This is a genomic window from Acinetobacter sp. YH12094, assembly GCF_013419295.1.
Classification (GTDB): Bacteria; Pseudomonadota; Gammaproteobacteria; order Pseudomonadales; family Moraxellaceae; genus Acinetobacter; species Acinetobacter amyesii.
This window is the reverse complement of record NZ_VPAK01000021.1, coordinates 21398-40068: the sequence shown is the minus strand read 5'-3', so window position 1 is coordinate 40068 and position 18671 is coordinate 21398. Positions and strand designations below refer to the sequence as shown.

Sequence of the window (18671 nt, the reverse complement as noted above, 5' to 3'; positions counted from 1 at the left end):
CAATATTAAGCACAAACAAGTTAAATAATGACCGCTTAATATTGAAAAAAAACAGTTGGATTATTAAGGATTACGACAGGAGAATTGGGCGTTATGGAAAAGATTTGGTTCGCTGAATACCAAAAGACAGGGATTCCAGAAACTGTAGAATTACCCGCAGAAAATACCTCATTGGTCGATATTTTTGAGCGTAATTTCCAGAAGTTTGGCTCAAGAGATGCCTTTATCTTTATGGATAAAGTCTTAACTTTTAAAGAACTTGATGACGCTAGCCGTAAATTTGCAACTTATTTGCAAAGTTTAGGTTTAGCTAAAGGTTCACGCGTTGCAGTCATGATGCCGAACGTTCTTCAATATCCTGTTGTCGCATTGGGTGTATTCCGTGCTGGCCTGGTATTGGTCAACGTGAATCCACTGTATACCTCTCGTGAACTTGAACATCAATTGAATGACTCTGGTACAGAAGCTCTTGTTATTATTGAAAACTTTGCATCTGTTTACCAAGCTATTATTGGTAAAACCCCAGTAAAACACGTGATCGTGGCATCTGTGGGTGACATGCTTGGTACGCTGAAAGGCACATTGGTTAACTTTGTATTACGTTCAGTACGTAAACAAATTCCAGCTTGGAACATTCCAGGTCATATTCGCTTTAATGCAGCAATGTCTAAAGTGAGTGCAAACAATTACAAACGTCCAAACTTAACTTTAAGTGATACTGCTGTACTTCAGTATACCGGTGGTACAACTGGCGTATCTAAAGGCGCAGAATTGACCCATCGTAACCTTGTGTCAAATATGTTGCAGTGTGATGGTATTTTCCAAAGTAAATTTGGTCAGAAAGATGGTCAGCCAGATGATCGTATCTTCTGTGCATTACCGCTGTATCACATCTTTGCATTTATGGTGTGTGCACTTTACGGTATGTACAAAGGTCAGGCAAACGTATTGATTCCTAACCCGCGTGACCTACCTGCGGTAATGAAAGAATTACGTAAATACCAACCTTCATTCTTCCCAGCAGTGAACACATTGTTCAATGCTTTGGTGAACAATGAAGAGTTCAAGCAACTTGACCACAGTAAGCTAAAAATGGCGATGGGTGGTGGTATGGCAGTGCTTCCTTCGACTGCAGAAGCGTGGAAGAAAGTTACAGGTACCAATATTATCGAAGGTTATGGTTTATCAGAAACTTCACCTGTTGCAACCGCAAACCCTCCAGCATCAATGGAATTCAGCGGTACGATTGGTATTCCATTGCCACTGACTGAAGTTGCTATTTTAGATGATGATGGCAATGAAGTTGCTCAAGGTGAGCAAGGTGAAATTTCGATTCGTGGTCCTCAAGTCATGAAAGGCTATTGGAACCGTCCAGATGAAACTGCCAAAGTAATGACGGCGGACGGTTTCTTCCGTACAGGTGACATTGGTGTCATGGATCCACGCGGTTATGTGAAGATTGTAGACCGTAAAAAAGACATGATTTTGGTGTCTGGCTTCAACGTTTATCCTTCTGAAATTGAAGAAGTTGTTGCAAAACATCCAAAAGTACTAGAAGTTGCTGCGATTGGTGTTCCTGATGAAAAATCAGGTGAAGTACCTAAATTATTCGTTGTGAAAAAAGATCCATCTTTAACAACTGAAGAAGTTTTGGCATTCGCAAAAGAAAACTTAACTGGCTATAAGCGTCCACGTTATGTTGAATTTATGGATGAATTACCAAAATCGAACGTTGGTAAAATTCTACGTAAAGATTTGCGTAAAACCGCATAATACGATGCATAAAAAAAGCGCCTTCGGGCGCTTTTTTTATCGCTTTAAATTTAGATCATTAAATTTTACCTTTATTCATCGACCAGCGATCAAAGTAGCGACGTCCTACACCAAAAACACCCAAGAAAATAAACATCGCGCCGAACTGACGACTAAAGCCGGATTGGTTATAGCTGCCATAGGTTAAAATATTGTCGACTAAGCAATATAGGGCAATGACAATGACCCAATGCCAAAGGGGAAGTTGCTTGATGGAAACTGCATAGAATGCAATCCACATGATGACAAAGCTGAAAACAGTCGACCAGACATTTAAGTTGGCGCAAATCACAGCAAGTAAAAATGCAGTCACAGGAATGACGATTTTTAAGGCACGATCGACGCGAAGCTGATGGCGTTTTTGCTCTTCAAGAACTTCAAATAATTGATCTTGATCAGAAGTACTCATAGAGGATCCTTTCATCTGCCGATTATAAAAACACTATATTTAACAAAAATTATTCACGAAATGCCATGGTATTATAGCAGCCATAAAATCTTCCTGAGAAAAAACACATGCACAGCATCAGTGGGATCATCTATCTCATTTTGGCCGCTTGTTTACTGCCATATGTATTTACATTTATTGCGAAGCGAGCTGCAGGTTTTAAGTCGAGTGATAATCAAAATCCACGTGAAGTTTTAGCGCGCTCTACAGGATTGGCGAGCCGCGCACATGCAGTGCAGCAAAATAGTTTTGAAAGTTTACCTTTATTTATTGCGGCTATTCTAATGGCTGAATACATGGTGATTCATCAACAATACATCATGACCTTTGGGATTGCCTATCTTGTTTTACGCGTCATTTATGGGCTATGTTATTTAGCCAATTGGGCAACTTTACGTTCAATCATTTGGACCTTGTCGATGTTATGCCCGATTTGCCTGATGTTATTGGTCATTAAATTAAGCTAAATGTTCTGCTTGATGATTAAATTATCAGCATGATCGCTAAAATCACAAAAAAAGCGATAAAACCGTTATAATTGTGCCGGATTAAAAGATTTAACTTGTTTAAAGAGTGATGCTATGAGCTACAGCAATATCCCAGCGGGTAAAGATGCACCAAACGACATCTATGTCATTATTGAAATTCCTGCAAATGCAGCACCAATCAAATACGAAATCGATAAAGATTCTGATGCGTTATTTGTAGACCGTTTCATGGGTACTGCAATGTTCTACCCAGCGAACTATGGTTATGTTCCAAATACATTATCTTTGGATGGTGACCCACTAGACGTACTTGTGGTAACTCCACATCCAGTAGAGCCAGGTTCTGTAATTCGTTGCCGTCCTGTTGGTAAATTGAACATGGAAGATGACGGTGGTGTTGACGCAAAACTCATTGCTGTTCCACACGACAAATTGACTCCGCTTTATAAAGATGTTCAAGAATATACCGATCTTCCTGCATTATTGATCAATCAAATTGAACATTTCTTCCAACACTACAAAGACTTAGAACCTGGTAAATGGGTTAAGTTAAGTGGTTGGGAAGGTGCTGATGTTGCGAAACAAGAAGTACTTAGCTCAATTGAAGCTTACAAAGCTGCGAACAAATAATATTTATTGTTTTAAGCTGAGCATCGTTTTTATATGAAATCGATGCTCATAAAAAAAACCTGCACAGTGTGCAGGTTTTTTTTCGCTATCTTAGAGTAGCTGCGAAATTAAAATAATTTCACAGGGATGTCTAACCAAATACGCCATTCATTGGTATCACCAATATAGTTGTTTTGGTAGTTATTACTAGCGCGGTAGTAAGAATGACGAAGGCGTAAGCTTGCATCTTTGGCAAAACCAGATTGAACGGTATATTTCACTTGGTTAAAGAATTCGCGTTCTTCTTCATTGTCGCTAATCATTGTGCCAGCATTATTAGTGGCTTTAATATCCCAACCGTAAACAAATGCTGAAGTCCAAGATAGGCCTGGAACATTTAATGCGCCAAAGTCATAGGTATATTGAAGTTGTACAGACTTTTCATCATTACCAATAAAGTCAGATAGATACGAGTTTGGCATGTAAATAGATTGTTTACCATCACCAACGTTTGTACCTAAGCCATAGTCGTAACCGGTATTACCAAAGTTTTGTTGGTAAGCAACCATGACATTGTGTGGACCACGATTATATGTTGTAGAAAGGGCAGCGATTGAGTTATCGAATGAGTCGTTGCTTTCACCAATTTGAGAATATAAGTATTGATTAGCATCTTTATCCCATTTTGTGTGATAAGCGCTTAAATCATAAGTCAATGAGCTTTTATCAACTAAACCTTGAGTAAAATTGGCATTGATATAATGACGATCTAAACGATCTTTAATATCTGTACCATAGTAAGCAAGATTTAATTGATCATTTGCTTTATATTTTGCACCCCAAACAATTGCGCGGTCTAACTTAGCACCATCAGAATTAATTTGATTTGATAATTGATTTTCAGTGAATTTACCAGCGATCAGGTTAAGATTATTAATCTCATTACTTTCAACCAAAACACCTGTGTAGTATTCAGGTACTAGTCGTGCAGTATTACTTGCTAAAACAGGGATGTCGAGAAGTTGTGTACCGTAAGTTGCAGTCGTATTTGAAATACGTGCTTTTACATATGCACCGCCACGCGCCCAGTGATCATAAGCATCAACTTTACCATTCGCATCTTTGCTACCATGCGTTGGAATCATATCGTTATCGGTATGAGCATTTTCACCAAGTTTGATTGATGCATCGCCTATGATACCCGCTGCAAAACCAACAGTGCCTTTGGTAAAACCTGAATCAAGATTTACGATAGCAGTTTGCGCAAAAGAGCTAGTATCATCTACGCCATTTTTTTTATCACGATGTAAATAACCTGTACGGAACAATACAGAGCCTTCGGCATCTTCCACAAAGCCTTTAGATTCACTTTGTTCGCTAGCAAAAGCAGTAGAAATAAGAGCAGTGTTTACTAATACTGCAAGTGTTAGTTGTTGAGCTTTAAGCATTGGGAGAGAGCCTCATGCAAATTTGGTTAATATGTAGTGCGATTGTATATTTTTTCTTAAAAAAATCACTATTTTTAATGCGCTTATTACACTAAAGTTAGAAAACATTCAGATCATCGGTCAATCTGTAATAAGCAAATGTTTCGTATGTTATTGTTGTTTAACAGATAGTTTATTTAAATTGAATATATATTAAGCTAAAGAGAAGTTTCTTCATTGCTTATCATAAAAAAATATAAAAAATGGTAAAAACTTTCATTTAACTTGCTGATTTATCATCACTCTTCGCGACAAATTGTGCTGAATCTAAATTCGTATTTTGATCAAAAAGTATAACAATGGTTGAGGTGCATGGCATCTATATTCAGGCACAGTAAGCACCGTTGGCGTGTTTTTTGTAAATAGAGAATGACTTTTAGCGAAGTCGTCAGAAATGTTTTCCTTAAAAATCTAGCTCAATAAAAGATGATATTAATCGTGATAAATACATATAAATGAATGCATTAAATCATTGTTAAAGACTAGAACAAGATAAAAGATATTTTATGAATCAAAAGCTTATTTTTTACTATTTTATATAATCTTACCTTTGTTTTTAAATGATTTAATTTATCAAAATAAGAAAAAAGGGGCTATACAGTGCCGTAAAATCGATTAAAATCGGCGCTAAATTTTACTCAACCCAATCCACGATCGATCCGATGTGGGGACTAAACATGATTCAATTTTATAAAAAAGCAATTTTAAGTATTTTAGTGACCCTAGGTACAGTCCCTGCATTTGCAGAACAAACTGAACAAGCCACAACTGCACAAGGGAATTGGTCTGGAAGTTTGGGCGTGGTAAACAAATATGTGTACCGTGCGAGTGAAGAAAATGATCAAGCGGCATTACAAGCCGGACTTGAATATGCACACAACAGTGGGCTGTTCGCTGGCTATTGGGGTTCTACACTCAACTATGACCCTACGGACGACAGTCAGTCACATGGTTTTGAACATGATTTCTATGTTGGATATGGACGTGAACTGAATGAAGATTGGAGCTATAAGTCACAAGTGATGGCCTATGTCTATCAAGGTGGCGGTTCTGTTTATAACGACGACCGATCTGAAAAGCGTCGCACGACAGGCGTCGAATTTATTCAGGACATTAGTTATAAAGATTTAACTGCAAGCATGGCTGTATTGTTGTCTGATGTTAATTATGGCAACGCAGGTGATGTATATCTGAATGCTGCTTATAGCTATGCATTACCTTATGATGTTTCATTAAATTCATCGCTCGGCGTTTCTGTTTTTAATGACAGTCGTGATGATAGCCTATTAACAACCACAGAAGATGTGGTGTTCACTGAAGCACGTTTAGGCTTGAGTAAATCGATTGCTGATACTGGATTTGAAATTGCTGCTGACTATGTATGGGGCGGTAAAGATCGTGAAGGCGAGCAATTAGATGATAACGTTGTGGTTGGATTGACCTATTCTTTCTAACATTAACGAGTTGACCTTATTCGGTCATATTCTTGAAAGTGCATAATGGTGATTGTGCACTTTTTTTATGCATTTTTGAGATCGGTGTTGAAAAAATATACTCAAAAAAGCGCATTTTTAAAATCCTGTTACATCTATCAACCTGAAGATTTAAATAATCTAAATAGATGAAAATCTGCATTCTAAAATAAATTAAAGAGAAAAAAGGCCAAATAGGATAATTAAAAAATAATAAATAAAAACAGTAATATATTGGTTTTTCATAAACCAAAATGGTGACTTTTATAAAAAAAATATGCGCTTATTTTTAAACATGGCACAGCGCTTGCTAATACCTCATTGAGTTCAACGAAATAACCAAAAAATACGTCGTCGCACGATGTGGGGGAACAAACCATGAAATTTGCACTTAAAGCTTTATCAATCGCTGTATTAGGAGCAGCATCGATGTTTACTTTTGCTGAAGCACCTGCTTCTGAGCATTCTGTATCCGGAAATATCGGCGTACTGTCTAGCTATAATTTACGTGGTATTACCAATGTGCCTGAAAATAGCGGCGCAACTATTCAAGGTGGTTTGGACTATAGCCATGCGTCAGGCTTCTATGCAGGTTACTGGGGTTCAACCTTAGATTATGCACTTGGTGAAGAAGGGCGTGATTCTTTTGAACATGACTTTTATGCAGGTTATAACGGCAAAATTACTGAAGATTTAGGTTATACCGTCGGTGGTACGTATTATTACTACTATGAATCGGATGTTGATTCCGATGGTTTCGAAACTCTCTTAGGATTGAACTACAAAGACTTTAGCGTAACTGCGCAAACCTTAACTCAAAATACGACTTGGGGTAACAAGGGCGATACGTATATCTTAGGCAGCTATAGCTATGCATTGCCAAAAGATTTCACGCTAAATACTTCATTGGGCCTATATACATATGGTGATGATGACGAATTTGTAAAAACCACTGAAGACTTTGGCTTCCGTCATTTTACAGCAGGTTTAAGTCATCCATTGGGTGACACTGGTGCGAGCGTAAATATGGATTATATCGTGGGTGGTTATGACCGTCTGGATGAAAAACAAAAGAATAAAGTCGTATTTGGCTTGAAATACGAATTCTAATTTTAAAAAGCATTAAAAATGGCGACCTTAGGTCGCCATTTTTTTAAGTATTGAGCTGGCTTCGATAGGACAGTGCTTCAGAAACGTGTTGAGCTTGAATGTGTTCACTTTGAGCCAAGTCAGCAATGGTTCTGGCAACACGTAATACGCGATGATAAGCACGCGCAGATAAATTCATTCTCTGCTGGGCTAAGTGTAAAATATTCTGTGCAGTAGCATCCAAAACTGCTTGTTGCTCCAATTGCGTCGGCGTCAGTGCCATATTGGATTTTTGCTGACGCTCTATTTGTAACTCATAAGCTTGAATGACACGATGCCTAACTGTACTTGAGCTTTCAACCTCTTGCGAACTTTGTAATTCATGTGCTGCTAGTGGCGGGACATCTATATGTAAATCAATACGATCTAATAATGGACCTGAAATACGGTTTTGATAGCGTTTAATACTTTCAGCACTACATTGACAGCGGCTGTCTTGGTTGAAGGCATAGCCACATGGGCAAGGATTCATTGCTGCGATCAATTGAAAATTTGCAGGGAAGGTGATTTGACGAGAAGCCCGTGAAATCACAATTTCCTTGGATTCGAGTGGTTGCCGTAACACCTCCAACACCTTTCGATCAAATTCAGGCAGCTCATCTAAAAATAAAACTCCTAAATGTGCCAAGGTGATTTCACCCGGTTTAGGATTTGATCCGCCTCCGACGAGGGCAATCGCAGATGCGGTATGGTGCGGCGCACGAAATGGACGCTGCCCAAAATGATGATTTGCACCTGCAATGGAATAAATACTCGCGACTTGCAAATTTTCTTGCATATCTAAGGGCGGAAGAATGCTGGCTAAACGCGAGGCGAGTAGAGTTTTACCTGTGCCTGGAGGGCCACGAAATAGCAGGGAATGACCGCCAGCCGCCGCAATTTCTAAAGCACGACGTGGTCTCAGTTGACCTTTCACATCAGATAAATCAAAAGGGTAACTGTGTTGATTGGCTGACGATGTCGAGGGGTGGCTGCTGATTAAGGCTGAACGACTCAAATGTTCACATACATCCTTAAAATGCTGCGCAGGAAAGACTTGGAACTCCGGCAGTTGCGCCGCTTCATCGGCATTGAGTGCCGGTAGAATCAGATGATGCCCGATATGCTGACAGGCAATGGCTATACTTAAGATGCCACTGACAGGTCGTAAATAACCATCAAGTGCCAATTCTCCAATAAATTCAAAACCATCTGCTGCATTTTCAGGAAGTTGTCCCGACGCGATCAGAATCCCTAAAGCAATGGCGAGATCTAAACGTGAACCATCTTTGGGTAAATCTGCGGGTGCTAGATTAATGGTCAGACGTTTGGTCGGAAACTGAAAGCCGCTATTAATAATCGCAGAGCGGACACGGTCTTTACTTTCACGGACGGCGGCCTCAGGTAGGCCAACAATGGTCAATGAAGGCAGACCTTGGCTGACATGGACTTCAACTTCAATTTGGGGTGCATTTAAGCCGAGCAAACCCCGAGTATAGATTTTGGCAAAAGACATATTATTGTTCCGTTATGGTGCATTATTTTTAATCGTTATGCGTCTTTTGTTGCACTAAAAAGGTGCTTATTTTTTGTTCTGAATTTTTTGTTCGAGTTCTTCGACGTGTTTCAACAATTCATTTAAACGTAAATTGGCATTATTCAGTGCAGTACGTTGGCGTTCGATTTCTTCTTTCGACACGAGATCCATTTTGCTCACAGCTTCATTGAGTAAGCTGCGAAGATTATGTTCGACGTCTTTTTTCGGCTGATCGATTTGTTCTAATATCGCTTGTAATAAGGTTTCAATCATTGTTTAGACCATCCTCAGTGATTTGGTGGCAGCAGTTTAACATCGCCACATTCATGACCATAGTGCTTTCATTCAAATATGCGTTTAATCGATCAGTAAAATCGTAATTCTTCTAGTAAAAACGTCTATTTTTATAAGCATACGCAAGATTATCCGTATAAAATAGGTTATAAAGAAATCTCATGCTGGGCTGACTATTTTCCCCCGACTGTAGTCATATTGGCATGAAAATTGAACATAAAACCTTACAGGTGAAATAAGCCGAAGGAAAACAAAACATGAAGCTCGTAACTGCAATTGTAAAACCTTTTAAATTAGATGACGTGCGTGAAGCACTCTCTGAAAATGGTGTTCAAGGGATCACTGTCACTGAAGTTAAAGGCTTCGGTCGCCAGAAAGGTCACACTGAACTTTATCGTGGTGCTGAATATGTGGTTGATTTCTTACCAAAAGTAAAAATCGAAATCGCAATCAGTGATGAAATGGTCGATACCGTAATTGAATCAATTACTCGTGTTGCAAGCACAGGAAAAATTGGCGACGGTAAAATTTTTGTAAGCAATCTGGAACAAGTCATCCGTATCCGTACTGGTGAAACAGGTGCAGATGCCGTTTAAAAAATTGGCATGAAGTTTGCTGAGTAGCTAATAACTCAGAAAATCAGGTCGGGGGATACGAATGAAAAAGATGCTAATTGCACTCGGCTTGTCCAGTGCACTTTTAGGTGGTTCTGTTGCGTGGGCTGAAGAAAGCGCAACAGCACCTACAGAAGAAGTCACAGTAGTTGATACTGCAAATACAACAACGCTAAATACAACAGAAGCTGCAGTTCCAGTTGAAGCAGCGCCAGCACCTGCAGAACCAGCACCTACAGAAGAAGAACCTAAGCTCGATACAGGTGATACAGCATGGATTTTAGTATCCACTGCACTTGTTTTACTCATGACAATTCCCGGTTTAGCATTGTTTTACGGCGGTATGGTCCGTAAGAAAAATGTACTCAGCACCATGGCACACAGTTTTGTTGCTGCGGGTGTCGTGAGTTTAACGTGGGTGATTGTGGGTTATACCTTAGCATTTGGTGAAGGCAATGCCTTTATCGGTAGCTTAGACAAATTTATGTTGTCGGGCATCACCACAGAAGCCTTGTCCGGTACGATTCCAGAGATTCTTTTTGTTATTTTCCAAATGACATTTGCCATCATTACCGTTGCCATTATTAGCGGTTCGATTGCAGAACGTATGAAATTCGGTGCTTTCGTTGCGTTCATCGCAATTTGGAGTGTCGTGGTTTATGCACCAATTACCCACTGGGTATGGGGCGGTGGTTGGTTAGGTAACGACGGTGCGCTTGATTTTGCGGGTGGTACGGTTGTTCACATCAACTCAGGTGTTGCGGGTCTCGTTGCAGCGTACATGCTTGGTAAACGTATGGGGCTTGGCCGTGAATCTATGGCACCACATAACCTAACGCTAACTGTCATCGGTGCAAGCCTTGTATGGGTAGGTTGGTTCGGTTTCAACGGTGGTTCTGCACTGGGTGCAAATGGTTCCGCTGGTTATGCATTGGTGGTAACACAAGTTGCAGCAGCGGCAGCAGCAGTGGCATGGTTAATTACTGAAAAAGTGGTTCGTGGTAAAGCGTCTGTCTTGGGCGGTGCTTCTGGTGCGGTAGCAGGTCTTGTGGTGATTACACCTGCGGCAGGTTTCGTAACCGTTGGCGGCGCTTTAGCGATGGGTCTGATCGGTGGTGTGGTTTGCTTCTGGGGGATTACTGCGCTGAAACGTGCGTTGAAAGCGGATGACTCTTTGGATGCGTTTGGTCTACATGGTGTAGGTGGTATCGTGGGTGCGATCCTTACAGCATTCTTTGCCAGCGAATTCATCATGGGTGATAAAGCACCGAGCAACTTAATGCATCAATTATGGGTTCAAGTCGAAGGTGTACTAGCGACAATTGCTTACTCAGCTGTGATGACATTCATTATCTTGAAAGTGATTGATCTAGTGATTGGCATCCGTGTTGAAGCTGATGACGAACGTATGGGTCTAGACTTAAGTCAACATGGCGAACGTGTAGAATAATAAGATCACAGTAAATCAATATATTGTGTAAAACAGCCCGAAAGGGCTGTTTTTTTTCCATATCTAGCGTAAAGCTCTACAAATTTCAAAATTTTTGCTACACTCTAAATCCATTCGGATTTGTTCAATTTAACCGCTATGCATTGTCCATTTTGCAACGCTGAAGACAGTAAAGTGATTGACTCACGTCTTGCTGCTGAAGGCTGTCAGATACGCCGCCGCCGTGAATGTATTAGTTGCGGTGAACGTTTTACAACTTTTGAAAGCTATGAAGTGGTGATGCCGCGTGTCATCAAGTCTGACTCAAAGAGCGAACCTTTTGATGAAGCCAAGCTCCGCCGCTCGCTCATGCATGCCTTGCAAAAGCGTCCAGTAACGCAAGAGCAAATTGAAACGGTACTCAGTGATATTCAATTGCAAATTCGCCGTTTGGGTGAACGTGATGTGAAATCACGCACCATTGGTGAAATTGTCATGCAGTCATTGTTCGCTTTAGATCATGTGGCTTATGTACGTTTTGCTTCTGTGTATCAAGACTTCCAAGATGTAGAAGCTTTTCGTCGTCAAATTGAACAAATGCAGCAGCGTGAGCACTAATGCACATCTGCTTCCATTTTTATCATGAGTGATTACATGTCTGAGTTAGATCAAGTGACGTTGCAGCAGCATCAACAGTGGATGCGGCGTGCAATTGCATTGGCACAGCAGGGGCAATACAGCACGCGTCCTAACCCCAATGTAGGCTGTGTGATTGTCAAAGACGGTCAATTGGTTGGTGAAGGCTTTCATCCAAAAGCGGGTCAGCCGCATGCAGAAGTCTTTGCAATGCGTGATGCAGGTGAGGCCGCACGTGGCGCAACCGCTTATGTGACTTTAGAGCCATGCGCACACTATGGACGTACGCCACCTTGTGCCAAAGGCTTGGTAGAAGCAGGTGTTGCTCAAGTCGTTGTGGCCTGTCCCGATCCGAATCCATTGGTTGCGGGTAAAGGTGTACAAATCCTACGTGATGCTGGCATTGAAGTGATTACGGGTATTTGTGAAGCAGAAGCGCATCAATTGAACTTGGGTTTTTTAAAAGCCATGGCGAGGGGCATGCCTTATGTCCGCCTCAAAGTCGCATCGAGCCTTGATGGGCGAACAGCCATGGCTTCAGGTGAGTCTAAGTGGATTACGGGTGCAATGGCGCGACAAGATGTACAGCATTGGCGTGCGATATCAGGTGCTGTGATTACTGGGATTGAAACAGTATTAGCCGATGATTGCTTACTCAACGTACGTCAGCTCGATGACGCTGTTGACATGCGTAACGTGGTTCAGCCGAAACGTATCGTGCTAGATCGTCAAGGCCGCTTGCCATTAAGCGCAAAAATATTGCAGCAACCTGAAACCGTGATGGTCATGGGGCCATATCGTCAGGAACTTGCTGACTTGGGCGTGGTACAATTTGAAATTCAGCCTTTGGCCGATCTGTTAGCAGCATGCGTTCAACAGTTTCAAATTTATGATGTACTTGTGGAAGCTGGTGCGACACTTTCGACCGCTTTCTTACAAGAACATTTGATCGATGAAATGATCAGTTATGTTGCACCGACCTTGTTGGGTCAGTCAGCACGTGCGATGTTTAATGCGGAATTTGACCGCATGGCAGAGCAGCTTCGATTTAAGCTGAAAGATGTCACTCAATTGGGTGATGACATCCGCTTAAGGTTAATCCCTTCTCAAGAGACGCTATGAATTCAGAGTCTACGGTTTATCACAAACGTCGTCATGCGGCTCGTACCACAGACGAATATCTTTTCCATCAGTTGGTTCCTTATTTGGGAAACAAACGCCGCCTATTACATCTGATTTTAGAAGCACTTGAGCAAACGGGAACCTTAAAACGCGAAGATGGTCGTGCGCCGATATTTGCAGACTTTTTTGCAGGTTCGGGTGTGGTATCACGGTTGGCTCGTCAAAACGGCTATCGTGTTATTGCCAATGACTGGGAACCCTACAGCCATGCCTTGAACAGCGCGATTCTCTCTTGCGTTGAAGCACCTGCTTTTAAAGAGTTGGGTGGCTATCAGAAAGCGATTGATTATCTGAACCGTTTGCCAGAAGTTAAAGGTTGGGTGACCCATAACTTGTGTCCACGTAATGATGAAATCTACGATCCGGCACGTGACCGTTTATTCTTTAAACGTCGTAATGGTATGCGTATCGATGCGATTCGTCAGCAAATTGCAACTTGGCAGGCTCAAGGCGCGATTGATGATGTGGAAATGAGTGCTTTGTTGGCACCGTTATTGTATTCAGCAAGTTTTGTCAGCAATACCAGCGGTGTATTTAAAAGCTTTCATCATGGTTGGGGTGGTAAAACCCAAGCAGCCTTAGATCGTATCGGTTCATTGTTATGGCTGACCCCAAGTCGTTTTTGTGAAATTGGTGATCCGAAAAAACCCGCTGCTGAAATGTGGTGTGTCGACGCACAGCATTTGGCCAATCAAATGAGCGGCTTTGAAGTAGATGTGGCTTATCTCGATCCACCATATAACCAACATGCTTATAGCAGTAACTACCATGTGTTGAATGCCTTAACGTTATGGGATCAGGTGGATTTACCAACACCAGACACCAAGGGTTTTAAGAGCGGAATCGATCGTGCATGGCGAAAAGAGCGTCCAAGTCCATATAATTCTTCGAAGCATGCGAAAGAAGCTTATGAAAAATTATTAGAAACCATCAATGCACGTTACATCCTGACGAGCTATTCAACCGATGGTAATATCAGTGCCACAGATTTGTTACAAGCCAATTTAAAACGTGGTCGAGTAAGCTTATTGACGCAAGATGTGCCACGTTACCGTGTGAGCAAGCAGCGTCAGTCTGAACGTGCGCGCGTACTAGAGTTTATTGTCATCACGGATACGCATGCCAAATCAGGTCCACCGATCCGTCAGTTGTTGAGTCAATTGCACCATTTTGCAGAATTAGGTGGTGTCGATACCTCTGGTGTGAGTACGCAACTTGATTTGTGGTAAAAATCATCGCCCCATATTTTTCAGGGATTGAACATGTTTACAGGCATTATTGAAAGTCTAGGTAAAGTTGAAAGCATTCAAAACGTGGGTGGCGATGTCCGCTTGCGTATCCAGACAGATTTAGACATGTCGGATGTGCATTTGGGAGATTCTATTGCCACCAATGGCATTTGCTTAACCGTGATTGACTTTGGCAGCAATTGGTATGCAGCTGATGTATCACGTGAAAGTTTAAATCGGACCACCTTGGAACACTGGAAAGCAGGGCAGGTAGTAAATGTGGAAAAAGCCATGTTGCCGACCACGCGTTTTGGTGGACATATTGTCAGTGGTCATGTCGATGCAGTGGGTGAAATCACTCAAGTTCGTTCAGATGCACGTTCAATTTATTTTGAAGTGACCGCACCGAAAGAAATTGCACGCTATTTAGCAGAAAAAGGCTCTGTGACCGTGGATGGTATTAGCCTGACGATTAACCATTTACGTGGCAATGTGCTGAGCTTAAATTTAATTCCGCACACGGCTGAACGAACCAATATCGGTACGTGGAAAGCTGGGGCTAAAGTGAACTTGGAAGTGGATGTTTTAGCACGTTATATTGAGCGTTTATTGCTCGGAGATAAAGCCGCTGAGACCACGGCGCAATCTAAAATTAGCTTAGATTTTCTCGCTGAAAATGGCTTCTTGAAATAAGTTGATACCGAAGAAAACCAAACAGTCTGATTGAAAAATTAGACTGTTTTTTTATTTTTGGTGATAATGCGTCGCGGTATTTCAAATACGATGAATAATCAGACAGGTGATAATGATTGATTTCTTACTGAATCTGGAACAGTGGTTACCCATGTTATTGGAAAATTATGGTGTGTGGATTTATGCCATTTTATTTCTGGTGATATTTTCAGAAACGGGTTCAGTATTTATGTTCTTCCTGCCAGGAGACAGCCTGTTGCTTGCCATCGGCGCATTATGCTCAACAACGGAAGTGGTGCATTTACACACCATGGGGCTGATGTTATTTGTCGCATCGGTCTTGGGCTACTGCGTCAATTACTATACGGGCAGCGTGTTAGGCATTAAGTACTTTAATAAGCACACACGTTACTTTAAGCCCGAATATATGGTCAAAACCAATAAATATTTTATGAAGCATGGCGGTAAAACGATTTTAGTCGCACGCTTTGTACCTTTTGTACGTTCTTTTGCGCCTTTTGCCGCTGGGTCTGCGCGCATGAGCCTCGGTACATTTATGTTCTATAACGTGCTGGGTGGTTTCATCTGGATTGGATTATTACTTGGTATTGGTTATTTCCTAGGACATACCGTTTCTGCAGTTGCAGATTTGGTCTAAGCCAAACTTAGACATAAAAAAAGCCCACTGTTGTGGGCTTTTTTTATGGAGTCGATGACAACTTAGTGTTTTGTAACGGTCACCACATCAAGGGTTTGAAAAATCGAGCTGCGGGGCAGTTGCTGAATGCTAAAACCACCTTTTTCTGATTCACGGCTGAGATACACCGAAATACTATGAAAGTCTGAATGACTCAGCCAAAGATCTTTGGCACGAATGTCCCATTGTTCTCCAGCAGATAGAGAGGATATTTTCTGGGTAATCTGGTGAATGATGTCCATATTGAATTCCCATCTGGATGCATGATTATATTTTTAGGATGCCTGAAGCATTGTATTTTGAGGGACAATGCTTCAGCCATATGAACATCATGTTGCAAATACATGTCAGTTTAATGACAGTGACCAGATTTCGATCGACAGCTTACGATGCTTGGGATGATGTAGATTCTGTCGAAAAATTGGAGTTTTCTAAGATATAGTCAATTTCTTCTTGTGCTGCAGCTTTCAATTTTGCACGGAAATCACTGACTGCCATTTCGATTTGCGTTTCTGCCTCAAGTTCCAAACGCACGCGTACACTTTCAAGTTCTGACAACATTTGTCCTTCGCTGACCGATAAGCTTTGGCTTAATCCTGCTAAACCCGTTTCAGGATTTTTATGATAGCGAGCGGCATAGTGTTGTACTTCACGATCAAGATTATGCTGCATCATGGTGAGCGCTTGCGTTTGTGCAGCAAAGCGTAACTCTTCGTCACGTTTCAGTTGTTCTGCATAGGCTTGTTCAGCTTCACGTTTTTCTTCTAAGGCTTTTTCTAAAGCCAATTGTTTACGAATGCGAGCATCTTCAATCAGCTGTGCTTTCAAATCTGCATAGGCAGACTCAATTTTGTCAAAAGACACTTGCTGCTGCTGTTGGTCATTGACCAGCCATTGTTGAATGTCTGTACTGGGATTGAGTACATCGCAAACGCGACCAAGGTCATCAATAAAGGTCTGACGAATAGCTTCAGGTACTTTTAACCAGCGCTGTTTAAAGTCTGGACCGACATTCAATGCCATGGTGCATCTCCTTGCAAATAGGGTAAAACCAATATCACGTTAAAGTTTGTGGGTCTGTGGTTGAACGCCCAAACGTCGATATTGTTTATATTTTTCACGCCCGATAATTTTAGCGGGTTCGTTATTTTCAATAATTTCGATAATGTGACTAAAACTTGCGAACTGTTCAAGTGCTTGATCGTTAAAATTAAACACAATCCAGTCGGCTTGCTCAGGCAATTGGGCAGAAATACAGACCGTTGCCTCGGCTTGATCGATACCATGGGGAATGAAACCTGTGTGATCGAAACTCCACAGGCGTTCATCAAGTTGTTGCTGTAAGTCTGGGTCAGCACAATGTAGCCAAATACGTACAGGCTGACGCAGAATCTTACGGCATAAACGACAAGTGCTTTCGACTTGTCGTTCAGGACTTTTTTCAAATAAATAAAAGCTAACTTTAGCCATTCGATTGAGCACGATTCGCTAAGAATTGCATTAATAATGGTACAGGACGACCTGTTGCGCCTTTATTTGCACCTGAGTTCCATGCAGTCCCAGCAATGTCTAAATGCGCCCAACGGTATTCACGCGTAAAGCGTTGAAGGAAACATGCAGCGGTCACAGAACCTGCTTTTGGACCACCAATGTTGGCAATATCTGCAAATGGAGAATCAAGTTGTTCTTGATAATCTTCAATCACTGGCATGCGCCATACGCGGTCAAAGCTATGTTGACCCGCAGCAGTCAATTCAGCCGCAAGTTCATCATCCGGAGTGAACATACCGGTAAGGACTGAACCTAATGCCACAACACATGCACCAGTGAGGGTTGCAATATCAATCACCAGTGCAGGATTAAAGCGTTTTACATAGGTCAAGGTATCGCACAGAACCAAACGACCTTCGGCATCGGTATTTAAAATTTCAACGGTTTGACCGCTCATGGTTGTCACGATGTCGCCCGGGCGAGTGGCATGACCAGACGGCATGTTTTCTGCAGCAGCAATTGCGCCGACCACATGAATCGGTAATTTCGCTTCACACAGCGCACGGATGGTACCCAAAACTGATGCAGAACCGCACATGTCGAATTTCATTTCGTCCATGCCCGCACCTGGTTTAAGTGAGATACCACCCGTATCAAAAGTCACGCCTTTACCAACAAGCACTACAGGGGCTTCTTCACGATTTGAAAGGTATTCGATGGTAATAATACGGCCTGGACGGTCAGAACCTTTACTCACAGCAAGGAAAGCACCCATACCGAGATCAGCCATTTGCTGTTCATCGAGTACAGTCACTTTGAGTTGATCCGGAAATTCAGCTGCAAGTGCTTGAGCTTGTTCGGCCAAATATTCAGGGAAACAGATATTGCCCGGACGGTTACCTAAGTCACGAGTAAAACTTTGACCTGATTGAACTGCAGAAATTAAGTCAAGCTGTGCAGTGGTTAATGGACTTTCAGCAGCGATTAAATGGATCTGCTCCAAAACAAATTCATTTTTCTTTGATTTGTATTCATCAAAGGCATAAGCCGCTTGGGTCAGGCTAAGTGCAAATAAATAATGTTGTTCTTGTGGTAGGGCAGAGATATCGACACTGATCTGTTTGAATTTTTTTTGTGACGCTTTAATAATAGTTTGTGCAATTTTTGCAAATTTATTGACTTGTAATTCAGCAACTTTGCCGAGGCCTAAAAGAGCGCTATTGCGACAAGCGGCAATGTTCGCCACCAAAGGCAGGCTTTCATTGAGTGCTGCTTTAAATTGAGTTGCTTCAATTAAATTATCTAAATCATTGATTTGATATGAAGTAGCTGCATTTGTAACGTGCTCAGAATCTACTAATATCAACAAATATTGGCTGGACGCATTCGCTTGGAATGACGTATTAATAGAAAGTTTCATGTGCG

The 18671-nt window shown here is 41.6% G+C and carries 20 protein-coding genes; 12 read left to right on the top strand and 8 right to left on the bottom strand.

What is annotated here, in order from left to right:
* The first annotated feature begins 93 nt into the window (after positions 1–93).
* On the top strand, positions 94–1773 hold the full coding sequence (locus FTU34_RS13715; RefSeq protein WP_180022082.1) for a long-chain-fatty-acid--CoA ligase: 1680 nt from the start codon (positions 94–96) through the stop codon (positions 1771–1773).
* 58 nt (positions 1774–1831) lie between these two features.
* On the opposite strand, the gene FTU34_RS13710 is transcribed toward FTU34_RS13715, so the two are convergent.
* The gene (locus FTU34_RS13710; protein ID WP_180035942.1) at positions 1832–2221 is read right to left on the bottom strand and encodes a hypothetical protein; all 390 of its coding nucleotides are present in this window, start codon (positions 2219–2221) and stop codon (positions 1832–1834) included.
* A 107-nt stretch (positions 2222–2328) separates the two neighbouring features.
* Between FTU34_RS13710 and FTU34_RS13705 the strand changes: the two genes are divergently transcribed.
* Positions 2329–2727, top strand: a complete 399-nt coding sequence (locus FTU34_RS13705; RefSeq protein ID WP_078189470.1) for an MAPEG family protein — start codon at positions 2329–2331, stop codon at positions 2725–2727.
* Positions 2728–2841: 114 nt separating this feature from the next.
* Entirely contained in the window at positions 2842–3378 is a 537-nt protein-coding gene (ppa, locus tag FTU34_RS13700; protein WP_180035943.1) for an inorganic diphosphatase, read from the top strand.
* A 107-nt stretch (positions 3379–3485) separates the two neighbouring features.
* Here the strand turns inward: ppa and FTU34_RS13695 are convergent, their stop codons facing one another.
* Complete coding sequence (locus FTU34_RS13695; protein ID WP_180035944.1) at positions 3486–4805, bottom strand: OprD family outer membrane porin; 1320 nt, start codon at positions 4803–4805, stop codon at positions 3486–3488.
* A 716-nt stretch (positions 4806–5521) separates the two neighbouring features.
* Between FTU34_RS13695 and FTU34_RS13690 the strand changes: the two genes are divergently transcribed.
* Both FTU34_RS13690 and FTU34_RS13685 read left to right on the top strand, forming a co-directional pair.
* Complete coding sequence (locus FTU34_RS13690; RefSeq protein ID WP_180035945.1) at positions 5522–6298, top strand: TorF family putative porin; 777 nt, start codon at positions 5522–5524, stop codon at positions 6296–6298.
* Positions 6299–6694: 396 nt separating this feature from the next.
* Entirely contained in the window at positions 6695–7426 is a 732-nt protein-coding gene (locus tag FTU34_RS13685) for a TorF family putative porin (RefSeq protein WP_180035946.1), read from the top strand.
* A 43-nt stretch (positions 7427–7469) separates the two neighbouring features.
* Here the strand turns inward: FTU34_RS13685 and FTU34_RS13680 are convergent, their stop codons facing one another.
* Positions 7470–8960 carry a YifB family Mg chelatase-like AAA ATPase gene (locus tag FTU34_RS13680; RefSeq protein WP_180022079.1) on the bottom strand — a complete coding sequence of 497 codons (1491 nt, stop codon included), beginning with the start codon at positions 8958–8960 and terminating at the stop codon, positions 7470–7472.
* A gap of 66 nt (positions 8961–9026) precedes the next feature.
* The gene (locus FTU34_RS13675) at positions 9027–9254 is read right to left on the bottom strand and encodes an accessory factor UbiK family protein (protein ID WP_078189551.1); all 228 of its coding nucleotides are present in this window, start codon (positions 9252–9254) and stop codon (positions 9027–9029) included.
* Between the two features lie 278 nt (positions 9255–9532).
* Here FTU34_RS13675 and glnK point away from each other — a divergent pair, with 278 nt between their 5' ends.
* The 7 genes from glnK (at position 9533) to FTU34_RS13640 (ending at position 15716) form a co-directional block, all read left to right on the top strand.
* Positions 9533–9871: a P-II family nitrogen regulator gene (gene glnK / locus FTU34_RS13670; RefSeq protein WP_067763174.1), complete on the top strand. Its 339-nt coding sequence runs from the start codon at positions 9533–9535 to the stop codon at positions 9869–9871.
* Between the two features lie 61 nt (positions 9872–9932).
* Positions 9933–11339 carry an ammonium transporter gene (locus FTU34_RS13665; RefSeq protein ID WP_180022078.1) on the top strand — a complete coding sequence of 469 codons (1407 nt, stop codon included), beginning with the start codon at positions 9933–9935 and terminating at the stop codon, positions 11337–11339.
* 138 nt (positions 11340–11477) lie between these two features.
* Positions 11478–11936 (top strand): transcriptional regulator NrdR, encoded by a 459-nt coding sequence (gene nrdR / locus FTU34_RS13660; RefSeq protein ID WP_067763170.1) that lies wholly within the window; start codon positions 11478–11480, stop codon positions 11934–11936.
* Positions 11937–11972: 36 nt separating this feature from the next.
* On the top strand, positions 11973–13076 hold the full coding sequence (gene ribD / locus FTU34_RS13655) for a bifunctional diaminohydroxyphosphoribosylaminopyrimidine deaminase/5-amino-6-(5-phosphoribosylamino)uracil reductase RibD (RefSeq protein ID WP_180022077.1): 1104 nt from the start codon (positions 11973–11975) through the stop codon (positions 13074–13076).
* A complete protein-coding gene (locus tag FTU34_RS13650) occupies positions 13073–14365 on the top strand; it encodes a DNA adenine methylase (protein ID WP_078189462.1) in 1293 nt (430 codons plus the stop codon). The genes ribD and FTU34_RS13650 overlap by 4 nt, the downstream gene beginning before the upstream one ends.
* A gap of 33 nt (positions 14366–14398) precedes the next feature.
* Positions 14399–15058, top strand: coding sequence for a riboflavin synthase (locus tag FTU34_RS13645; RefSeq protein ID WP_180035947.1), 660 nt, complete (start codon positions 14399–14401; stop codon positions 15056–15058).
* A 112-nt stretch (positions 15059–15170) separates the two neighbouring features.
* A complete protein-coding gene (locus FTU34_RS13640; protein ID WP_078189460.1) occupies positions 15171–15716 on the top strand; it encodes a VTT domain-containing protein in 546 nt (181 codons plus the stop codon).
* Between the two features lie 62 nt (positions 15717–15778).
* Here FTU34_RS13640 and FTU34_RS13635 read toward each other — a convergent pair whose 3' ends face one another.
* The 4 genes from FTU34_RS13635 to FTU34_RS13620 all read right to left on the bottom strand — a co-directional run bounded on the left by FTU34_RS13635 (position 15779) and on the right by FTU34_RS13620 (position 18666).
* Positions 15779–15997, bottom strand: a complete 219-nt coding sequence (locus tag FTU34_RS13635; protein WP_180035948.1) for a hypothetical protein — start codon at positions 15995–15997, stop codon at positions 15779–15781.
* A 142-nt stretch (positions 15998–16139) separates the two neighbouring features.
* The gene (locus FTU34_RS13630; protein WP_078189458.1) at positions 16140–16778 is read right to left on the bottom strand and encodes a hypothetical protein; all 639 of its coding nucleotides are present in this window, start codon (positions 16776–16778) and stop codon (positions 16140–16142) included.
* 39 nt (positions 16779–16817) lie between these two features.
* A complete protein-coding gene (locus FTU34_RS13625) occupies positions 16818–17225 on the bottom strand; it encodes a DNA polymerase III subunit chi (protein ID WP_078189457.1) in 408 nt (135 codons plus the stop codon).
* On the bottom strand, positions 17218–18666 hold the full coding sequence (locus tag FTU34_RS13620; protein WP_180035949.1) for a leucyl aminopeptidase: 1449 nt from the start codon (positions 18664–18666) through the stop codon (positions 17218–17220). The genes FTU34_RS13625 and FTU34_RS13620 overlap by 8 nt, the downstream gene beginning before the upstream one ends.
* Positions 18667–18671 lie beyond the last annotated feature (5 nt).